7 protein-coding genes are annotated in these 10,162 nt (G+C 71.3%); 2 read left to right on the top strand and 5 right to left on the bottom strand.

The features are described 5' to 3' along the window. Positions 1–4,161, top strand: a 4,161-nt coding sequence (locus tag ABT078_RS38145) for a thioester reductase domain-containing protein (protein WP_351236268.1), incomplete at its 5' end; no start/stop codon positions are given. After that, on the top strand, positions 4,158–5,003 hold the full coding sequence (locus ABT078_RS38140; protein ID WP_351236266.1) for a thioesterase II family protein: 846 nt from the start codon (positions 4,158–4,160) through the stop codon (positions 5,001–5,003). The genes ABT078_RS38145 and ABT078_RS38140, both read left to right, overlap by 4 nt. 86 nt (positions 5,004–5,089) lie before the next feature. On the opposite strand, the gene ABT078_RS38135 is transcribed toward ABT078_RS38140, so the two are convergent. From ABT078_RS38135 to ABT078_RS38115, 5 genes are all read right to left on the bottom strand, one after another. Next, positions 5,090–5,416, bottom strand: a complete 327-nt coding sequence (locus ABT078_RS38135) for an acyl-CoA carboxylase subunit epsilon (RefSeq protein ID WP_351236264.1) — start codon at positions 5,414–5,416, stop codon at positions 5,090–5,092. Next, positions 5,413–6,996, bottom strand: coding sequence for an acyl-CoA carboxylase subunit beta (locus ABT078_RS38130; protein WP_351236262.1), 1,584 nt, complete (start codon positions 6,994–6,996; stop codon positions 5,413–5,415). Before ABT078_RS38130 ends, ABT078_RS38135 begins: the two co-directional genes overlap by 4 nt. A 35-nt stretch (positions 6,997–7,031) precedes the next feature. Then, entirely contained in the window at positions 7,032–7,904 is an 873-nt protein-coding gene (locus tag ABT078_RS38125; protein WP_351236260.1) for a 4'-phosphopantetheinyl transferase family protein, read from the bottom strand. 159 nt (positions 7,905–8,063) lie between these two features. Further along, entirely contained in the window at positions 8,064–8,648 is a 585-nt protein-coding gene (locus ABT078_RS38120; protein ID WP_351236258.1) for a ScbR family autoregulator-binding transcription factor, read from the bottom strand. Between the two features lie 307 nt (positions 8,649–8,955). Continuing rightward, complete coding sequence (locus ABT078_RS38115; RefSeq protein ID WP_351236256.1) at positions 8,956–10,074, bottom strand: PP2C family protein-serine/threonine phosphatase; 1,119 nt, start codon at positions 10,072–10,074, stop codon at positions 8,956–8,958. Positions 10,075–10,162: the final 88 nt, after the last annotated feature.

Genomic DNA, 10,162 nt, shown 5'->3' with positions numbered 1-10,162 from the left:
CACGCCTTCCACTCCCCCCACATGGACGGCATGCTCGACAACTTCCGCAAGACCGCCACCCAACTGACCTACCACCCACCCAAGATCCCGATCGTCTCCACCGTCACCGGCACCCTCACCACCGACGAACTGACCCACCCCCACTACTGGGTCAACCAGACACGCCAACCCGTCCACTTCCTCGCCGCCACCCGCGCCCTCGAGACCGCAGGCACCACCACATTCCTCGAACTCGGCCCCGACACCGTACTGAGCGCCCTCATCGCCGACTCGGTCACCGACCCGGACGCAGTGGCCGCCGTGCCCCTGCTCCGCGCAGGACGCCCCGAGGCAGAGTCCGTCGTCTCGGCTCTCGGCGAGCTGCACAACCGGGGCGTCGCCGTCGGCTGGGAGGCGTACTTCGCCGGGACCGGCGCCCACCGCGTACCCCTGCCCACGTACGCCTTCCAGCGCGAGCGCTACTGGCTCAACCCGACCGCGGCGACGGCCGACGCCGGTGACCTGGGGCTGGCTCCGGCCACCCATCCGATCCTGGGTGCGACGGTCGAGCTCGCGGAGAGCGGCCGCACGCTCTTCACCACGCAGGTGTCGCTGCGTACGCATCCGTGGCTGGAGGGCCACACGCTGCACGGCACGCCGGTTCTGCCTGCCTCCGCCGTGGCCGAACTCGCCCTCCACGCAGGCGACCACATCGGCACCGACACCCTCGACCACCTCACCCTCACCTCCCCCATCCCCCTCACCACGCCCACACCCACCCAACTCCAACTCACCCTCAATCCCGCCGACAGCACCGGCCGCCACCCCTTCACCCTCCACACCCGCCCCGCCGGAACCGAAGCCCCCTGGACCACCCACGCCAAGGGGTTGCTCAGCAAGGCACCGTCCGGGGCGCACTTCGACCTGTCGCAGTGGCCGCCCGCCGGTGCGGAGCCGGTTGCACTGGAGGATGCGGACGACTCGATCGCCGCCGTCTGGCGGGTGGGCGAAGAGCTCTACGCCGAGGTGGAACCGGTCGAGGACGCCCAGCCGGATGTGGCGGGCTTCGGTCTGCATCCGTCGCTGCTGGAGGCGGCCCTGCGCACTGCCACGCCTGCGGCCGACTCCGGCCGCGCTCGGCTCGTCGGCGACTGGCGCGGGTTCCGGCTCCATGCTGTCGGGGCCACCGCGCTGCGAGCGCGGCTGACGCCGGTCGCCGGTGGCGGCTGGTCGGCCCGGCTGGCGGACCGGACGGGACAACCGGTGGCCACCGTCGACGCCGCGGTGTGGCGGACGGTCGATGCCGACGAGATCGCCGAGGCCCGTGACCGGGACCAGGACGCCCTGTTCCATGTGGACTGGGAGCCGCTCGCCGCGCCCTCGACGGCTCCGGACCACCGCCCGATGCGTTGGGGCGTGCTGGGTTCGACACCTGCCGACGGGGCTGCCCTCGGCGCCGTACTGCTGCGGGTGGTGAGCGGTGACGGCGAGATCGACGCAAGCGGCGACGGCGACGTGCCGGCAGCGCTGCACCGCCTCACCCGGCGGACGCTGGCACAGGTGCAGGAGTGGCTGGCCCATGAACGCGCGGACGGAGCGCCGCTGGTCGTCGTCACACGGGGCGCGGTGGCGGCCGCCGACGAGGATGTGACGGATCTGGCCGCTTCGGCCGTCTGGGGTCTGCTGCGTTCCGCACAGTCGGAGGCCCCCGGCCGGATCGTGCTGATCGACACGGACGGCAGCGAGGCGGGCACCGAGCTGCTGTCCTCGGTCCGGGCCTCGGGCGAGCCGCAGGCGGCGATCCGTGAGGGCAGGGTCCTGCTGCCGCGGGTGCGGCGCACGACTGCCCCGGCCCCGGTCCACGGCAGCGGGTCCGGCAGGTGGAGCGCGGACGGTACGGTGCTGATCACCGGCGGTACCGGCACCCTCGGCGCCCTCTTCGCCCGCCACCTCGCCACCCACCACGGCGTACGCCACCTCCACCTCCTCAGCCGCCGCGGCGACCAAGCACCCGGCGCCACCCGACTCCACCAAGAACTCACCGCACTCGGCGCCCACGTCACCATCACCGCCTGCGACGCCGCCGACCGCCAGGCCCTCGCCAACACCCTCGCCCGCATCCCCACCGAACACCCCCTCACCGCCGTCATCCACACCGCAGGCACCACCGACGACGGCCTCCTCACCACCCTCACCCCCCAACGCCTCACCACAGTCCTCCGCCCCAAAATCGACGCCGCCTGGAACCTCCACACCCTCACCCGCCACCTCAACCTCCAGGCCTTCGTCCTCTTCTCCTCCATCGCCGGCGTCATCGGCGGCGCGGGGCAGGCGAACTACGCGGCCGCCAACGCCTTCCTCGACGCCCTCGCCCACCACCGCACCGCCCACGGACTCCCCGCGACCTCCACCGCCTGGGGCCTCTGGGCGACGGACTCGGGTATCGCGGGTGAGCTGACGGAGGCCGACATCGCGCGTATCGCGCGCGCCGGTTTCCCGCCGGTCGAGGCGGACCGGGGCCCACGGCTGCTCGACCTCGCCCTGCGGCATCCGCACCCGGCTCCGGTCATCACGCCGCTGGACGTGGCGGCGATGCGGGAGAACCCGGGCCAGGCGGGTCCGCTGCTGGGCGCGCTCGTGCGCAGGCCGTCCCGGCGTACGGCGCAGAACACCGACACCGGAGCGGGAGCCCTCGGTGAGCGGATTGCCGCGCTGGACGAGGCGGAGCAGCTGCGGCTCGTCCTGGACGTCGTGGTCGCCGAGACGGTCGCGGTGCTCGGGCATGCGGATCCGGCGGGCATCGACACCCAGCAGGCCTTCGCACAGGTGGGATTCGACTCGCTCACGTCCGTGGAGCTGCGCAACCGGCTCAGCGCGGGCACGGGCCTGCGGCTGCCCGCGACGCTGGTGTTCGACCACCCGACGCCCGTCGCGCTGGCCGGGTTCCTGCGGGACGCCCTGGTCGGGCCGGGCGGTGACGGGACGCCGCCCACGCGGCGGCGGGAGGTGGACTTCGCGGCGGAGGTTCGGCTCGCGGACGACATCCGGCCGGCGGCCGAGACGGTGCGGGCGGTGGACGATCCGCGCGAGATCTTCCTGACCGGTGCGACCGGGTTCCTCGGGGCGTTCCTGCTGCGCGATCTGATGCGGGAGACCCGGGGCACGGTGCACTGCCTGGTGCGCGCCTCCGACGCCGCGGAGGGGCTGGCCCGGCTGCGGGCGAACCTCGAGTGGTACCGGGTGTGGGACGAGGTGGCCCCGGAGCGGCTGCGGATCGTGACCGGTGATCTCGCGCAGCCCCGGCTGGGTCTGAGCGAGGAGGAGTTCGACGCCCTGGCCCGTACGGCCGACGTGGTGTACCACGCGGGGGCCACGGTCCACTGGCTGCACCCGTACACGACGCTGAGCCCGGCGAATGTGCGCGGCACCGAGGAGGTACTGCGACTCGCGGCCCGCCATCGCACGGTGCCGGTGCACCATCTGTCGACCACCGGTGTGTTCGCCGGTGAGCTCGCGGGCGGGGTGCCGCTCCGGGTGGAGGACACGAGCGGCCCGGCAGAGGCCCTGCCCAGCGGCTATCTGCAGAGCAAGTGGGTGGCGGAGCAGGTCATCGGGCTGGCCCGGGACCGAGGGCTGCCGGTGTCGGTCTACCGGGTCGACGTGATCTCCGGCGATGTACGCAACGGCGCCTGCCAGACGCGTGACTTCGTCTGGCTGAGCCTGCGCGGGCTCGTCCAGGCCGGGGCCGCGCCGGCCGGTCTCGTCGGCGCGGTGCACCTGACACCGGTCGACTATGTGAGTGCCGCGGTGGTGGCGCTGTCGCAGAAGGCCGACACGGCCGGCGGTACGTTCCATCTCTACAACCAGAGTCATCTGAGCTTCGGTGAATTCGTGGCGCTGCTGCGCAAGGGCGGCTATATGCTCGACGAGTTGGAATGGGACGCGTGGCGCCGGCGTGTCGAGTCGGACCCCGACAATGTGATGCTGCCGTTGCTGGAAGCCTTCGAAATGATGTCCTTCCAGAACGAGTCCTTCTATCCTCCGGTCGATACGAGCGTGGCCGAGCGAGCGCTGGAGGGGTCGGGGATCGGGTGCCCGGAAATGAACGGTGAGCTCTTCGAGAAGTACGTCGAATTCTTCGTCGGGGCAGACTTTTTCCCGGCGGCCGAGGTGAGGGTGTGAGTCTCCTGAGGAGCCAGTGGTTCAGGCAGTACCAGCGGGACTCGGCGAGCGGGCTGCGGCTGTTCTGCTTCCCCCACGCGGGGGGCGCGGCGAGTACGTACGTGCCGCTGGCCCGCGCGCTGGCACCGGCGGCCGAGGTGGTGGCCATCCAGTACCCGGGCCGTCAGGACCGCCGGAACGAGCCGGCCGTCGAGTCGGTCACCGGGCTCGCGGAGCTGATCGCGGACGAGTTGCTCGCCTCCTTCGCCGAGCACGAGGGCGGGAATGAGGACGAGCACGCGAACGCGAATGCGAGTGCGAATGCGAATGCGGAGGGTCGGCATGGGAAGGACGGGCGTCCGTACGCGTTCTTCGGGCACAGCATGGGCTCGGCCATCGCGTACGAGACGGTCCGGCTGCTGGAGGCGCGGGAGGCCGTACGGCGTCCGGTGCGGCTGTTCCTCTCGGGGCGGGGCGCCCCGACACCCGGGCCGCGGAGCAGTGACCGGCTGAGCGGCGACGCTGCGCTGATCGAGGAGATCCGGCGACTGGGCGGCACCGGAAGCCAAGTCCTCGACGAGCCGGAGCTGCTGGAGATGGTGCTGCCCGCGCTGCGGGCGGACTACGCGGCGCTCAGGACGTACGCGTGGGAGCCGGGACCGCCGCTGCGCACGCCCATCACGGTGCTGGTGGGTGACAGTGATCCGGTCGTGCCTGCAGACGACGCGCGGGGCTGGCTGGAGCACTCCGCGGTGCCGGGCGAGTTCCGGACGTTTCCCGGCGGGCACTTCTATCTCGACGGCCGTACGCAGGAGGTGGCGCACCTGGTCGCCGCCACGCTGAAGGCCGCGACGGCCCGCTGAGACGCGGTGCACAACACGCCGGTGGGGCGTGAACCGGATTCCGGTTCACGCCCCATCGGCCTTTTCCGCTCGTGCTCGGTGGACGGTCAGTGCCCCGGCCCCTGCCAGGTGCGCGGCCCGCGGAAGCCTCGCGCCCGTTCGGGCCTGCGCCAGCGGGTCGACGCCCGTCCGCGGCGCGAGACGTCGTCCGGCTCGGCGCCCACAGCGGCCACGCGGGTGAGCAGGACCGCGGTGAGCGCGGCGAGTTCCTCGGCGTCGGGGTTTCCCCGTTCCACGCGTACGAGCGGCTCCGGGGCCGGCGTGACCGGCTCCGCGGCCCGTCCGACCGGCTCCGCTGCCGGTACGGGTGCCTCGGCGTCCCGTCCGGGCGGCCGCGCTGCCTGCTCGCCGGTGTTGTCCGGCCGGGCGCTCACTGCGGCGGGTTGCCGTGCTTGCGTACCGGCAGCTCGGCGTGTTTGGCCCGCAGCATGGCGAGCGAGCGGATGAGGACGGAGCGGGTGTCGCGCGGGTCGATGACGTCGTCTATCAGTCCGCGCTCGGCCGCGTAGTAGGGGTGCACCAGCTCGTTCTTGTAGTCCTTGATCTTCTGAGCCCGCATGGCATCGGGGTCGTCGGCCGCCGCGATCTCCCGGCGGAAGACCACATTGGCCGCGCCCTCGGCGCCCATCACCGCGATCTCGTTGCTCGGCCACGCCAGCGCGACGTCCGCGCCGATGGAGCGTGAGTCCATCACGATGTACGCGCCGCCGTACGCCTTGCGCAGCACCACGGAGATCCGCGGCACGGTGGCGTTGCAGTACGCGTACAGAAGCTTCGCGCCGCGCCGGATGATGCCCTCGTGCTCCTGGTCGACGCCCGGCAGGAAGCCGGGTACGTCGACGAGGGTGACGATCGGGATGTTGAAGGAGTCGCAGAACTGGACGAACCGCGCCCCCTTCTCGCTGGCCTTGATGTCGAGCACGCCGGCCATGGACGAGGGCTGGTTGGCGACCACGCCCACGACCTGCCCGTCGAGACGGGCGAGGGTGCAGACGATGTTGGGCGCCCAGGCCGCGTGGACCTCCATGTGCTCACCGTCGTCGACGAGTTCCTCGATCACGGCGCGGATGTCGTACGAGCGGTTGCCGTCGGCCGGCACCAGGTCCAGCAGAGCGTCGCCCGCGCGGTCGGCGGGGTCCTCGCCGATGTGGGCGGGCGGCAGCTCTCGGTTGTTGGACGGCAGCAGGGACAGCAGGTAGCGCACCTCCGCGAGGCAGCTCTCCTCGTCGTCGTACACGAAGTGCGCGACGCCCGAGACACCGGCGTGGACGTCTGCGCCGCCGAGGCCGTTCTGCGAGACCTCCTCGCCGGTGACGGCCTGCACGACCTCGGGGCCGGTGATGAACATCTGGGAGATGTCGCGTACGGCGAAGATGAAATCGGTCAGCGCCGGCGAGTAGGCGGCGCCGCCGGCGCACGGCCCGAGCATCACGCTGATCTGCGGGATGACGCCGGAGGCCTTGGTGTTGCGCCGGAAGATACCGCCGTATCCGGCGAGGGCGGAGACGCCCTCCTGGATCCGGGCGCCGGCACCGTCGTTGAGAGAGACCAGCGGGGCACCGGCCGCGATGGCCATGTCCATGATCTTGTGAATCTTGGTGGCGTGGGCCTCGCCCAGCGCGCCGCCGAAGATCCGGAAGTCATGGGCGTAGACGAAGACCGTCCGGCCCTCGACCGTTCCCCAGCCCGTGACCACACCGTCGGTGTGCGGACGCTTGGCCTCCAGGCCGAAGCCGGTGGCACGGTGCCGTCGCAGCGCTTCCATCTCGGTGAAGCTGCCCTTGTCGAGCAGCAGCTCTATTCGCTCATGGGCCGTCAGTTTGCCCTTGGCGTGCTGGCGTTCGGTCGCCTTGGGATCGGGCCCGTTACGGGCGAGGTTCTTGAGTTCGGCAAGTTCGTCGAGCCGGTCGGGTACCTGGGATTCGACGGTCGGCAAGGTTCCCCCTCGGGACATCACGGTCGGGATATCGCGGTGATCGGTCGTGCTGGTCACGTGAGCGCGCGGGACGCCGGCAGCAGCGCGCACTCGCGCGCCTCGAGCCCGGCGAGGAGTCCGGTCGCATCGTCGGTGTGGAGGCAGTCCGCGGACAGTCGGCGCACGGTGCACCGCTGGTCCTCGGCGCCCTGGAACGCGACGGCGGCGCGGTGACCGCTGCGGCCCGTGCCGGTGGCCACGTTGCGTACGGTCCAGCCGGCCGGCCTGCGGGGGGCACCCGGGCCCTCGCGCTCGCCGAGGTAGTCGGCGGACAGGTCACGGCCGAGCCCGGTGCCCGTCGCCTTGAGGTAGGCCTCCTTGCGCGTCCACAGCGCGGTGAAGGCGCGGCGGCGTTCCTCTGTGGGCAGGAGGACCAGTTCCTCCCGCTCGGCAGGGTGGAGCGAGGGGATGCAGAGGTCCGCCCTCTGCACCGAGGTCACGTGCTCCACGTCCACGCCCACAGGCTTCGTGGAGACGGCGACGAGAGCGAGGCCATGGCTGTGGGAGAGGGAGAAGTGCAGCGGGAAGGGGGCGTCGGCGACCACGGGCCGGCCGTGCGGGCCTCCGCAGCCGGGGCAGGGCTCGCGCCCCAGGAGCACGTCGCGCGGACGAACGCCCAGAAAGGCGGCGAGCACGCGCCGCAGGGCGATGTGCGCGGACTCGTAGAGCAGGCGGTCCCGGGGCCGTTGGAAGGAGGCGGCGCGCTCGCGCTCCCGGTCGTCGAGTTCGGACACTCTCAGCGGCCGCGCGGCGCCCCTGGCCCAGGGCCGGGGCACCATCCACAGCTGCAGTTCGTCGTCCGTGACGGTGAGCCGTGGGGCGATCCGCCGGCCGGGGAGAACGCCCGGTCGGTGCCTTCGATGATCGGGCACGGCCTGTACGGTCATGGTCGATTCCCTTCGGGACACGCTCACCGTAAAGAAGTCTGCGGCGATTTCCGTCAGGGTCAATGATGACCGTCAATTGTTTAATCAGTTCGCTGTCGAGTAACTGAACGGTCTGCGGTGACACGGGAATTACCGAACGGTGATTCCCGTACCCGGCGGCTATTCCGGTACGGCGGCAAGCCGCGGCAGCAGGAGTTCCCAGAAGCCGGCCAGCGTGTTCGGGGAAAGCCACTCCTGGCTCTCCCTGCCGAGCAGCCCGAACCCGACCGTGGCGGCCACGATCACGGCGACGACGTCGTGCGGGACGACGGAGCGCATCAGCCCGCCGCCGTCGCGCGCCTTGTCGATCAGGTTCTGCACGCATGCGTGCCACTCGCGCCGGAGGTCCAGATCGGACCGGCGGGTGACGTCGAAATTGAGCTGGAACCCGGCACGGAAGACCACATTGGCGCGCAGCAGCCGCGACACCTCCTGCGAGGCCTCGGCGAGTGCCTGGAGCGCGGGTCCGGTGCTCCCGCACGCCTCGCGCACGACGGCACGCAGTTGTTCGTTCGCCGCCGCTTCGACGGCCGCGGCGAGCGCCGCCTTGTTCTCGAAGTGGAAATGCAGGGCGCCCGTACTGACGCCCGCATGATCACTGATGGTCGCCAGCGTCGCCTGCACATAGCCGTACTGCTCGAACGCGACGGCCGCCGCATGGACCAGGTCACGGCGGGTGCGTACTGCCCTTTCCTGCTTCGACACGGACAGCTCCCTGCTGCTCTACTCCTGGACGTCCATCGAACGGACTCCGTAGGCCCATCGGCCGGTCGGCCGTGCTCCCGGCGGCAAGCGGCACGCGACGGCGAACATCGCTCTCCGGAATCCCCGGTGCACGGAGAGCACTGTACGACAGCCAGGCGTATAAAACCATCCACGCTGTATGTTCTTGCGGTAACTGACAACTCTCGGCCAGACTCTCCCCCTCGATGGCCGATTCCTCCTCTGATGAACCCTCAAACAAACCGGGAAAAAGGTTTGTTTGAGGTCTGGATGCTCGACCCTCGCGACCTCAGATCGGCATGCGCTCGATCGCCACCATGGCGGCGTCGTCCCCCAGATGTCCGCCGGCATGGCGCAGCAGGTCGCCGCAGAGGCGCCCCAGGAGGGCATCAGGGCCTCCGGCGGACCAGGTGGCCACCCGTTCCTGCAAGGGGTAGAAGGTGCCGGCCCGGTCGCGGGCCTCGATGACACCGTCGGTGTAGAGCAGAACGATGTCGCCGGGCTCGAAGGCGAACGTCTCCACGGACAGGTCGCACTCCACGAACTCGGTGAGCCCCAGCGGCGGCAGAGGGCGGCGCACGTCGAGCGGGACGACCAGGCCGTCGCGGAGCAGCAGCGGCGAGGGGTGACCGCAGTTGATCAGGTGAAGGTCCGGCGCCTCGTCCGGGACGTCCAGGACGGCCGCGGTGATGAACGACTCGCCCGGACCCTCGGCACCGTCGGCGGATGCCCCTGGGTCGTCCAGGTCGGAGGAGGCGGCTCCCTCCAGATGGGCGACCAGCGCCGCCAGGTCGGCCTGCCGGTGGGCGGCGCCACGGAAGGCGCCGAGGAGCAACGCGGCATCCCCGATCGCCGCCAGGCCCTTGCCCCGTGCGTCGCCGATGACGAACCGGGTCCCCCCGGCGATACGGGCGGCGGCGTACAGATCGCCGCCGATCTGCGCCTCGCTCTCCGCGGCCAGATAGACCGAGGCGATGCGCAGCGGACCGATCCGCTGGGGCAGGGGCCTCAGGACGACCTGTTGTGCCGCCTCGGCCACCGAGCGGAGCTGGGTGACCTCCTTCTCGTGGCGTTCTCGCAGGTGGGCGAAGAAGGTCGCGAATCCCGAGATGAGGATCAGGGTGATGAGCTGGAACGAGTGGTTCAGGTCGATGAGCGTGGTGCGTGCCATCGCGACCACCGCCTGGGCGAGGACCGCGAGCACACCGACGAACGCGGTGGTGCGGGGCCCCGCGAACGACGCGGTGATGGCGGGTGCGGCGACGAGGAAGGGGCCGAGGTGGACGGCCGGTGGCGCCAGGATGTCGACCACCGTGACGAGCGCGATCAGCGCGATCGGTACCAGCAGCAGGGCATGGTGTGGCTCCCATGACGGGCGAGGGGCTCCGCGGAGCCGTCCAGGAACCATATGTCCTGAATACACCGCGGCACGGGTCGGCGCCTGCGCCGCCGTGCCCGGCCTCCACGCCGGCCCGTAGGGCAGGGCGTCGCACAGG

The organism is Streptomyces sp. NPDC002133 (assembly GCF_040296405.1).
Lineage (GTDB): Bacteria > Actinomycetota > Actinomycetes > Streptomycetales > Streptomycetaceae > Streptomyces.
This window is presented reverse-complemented; position numbering and strand designations above follow the sequence as displayed.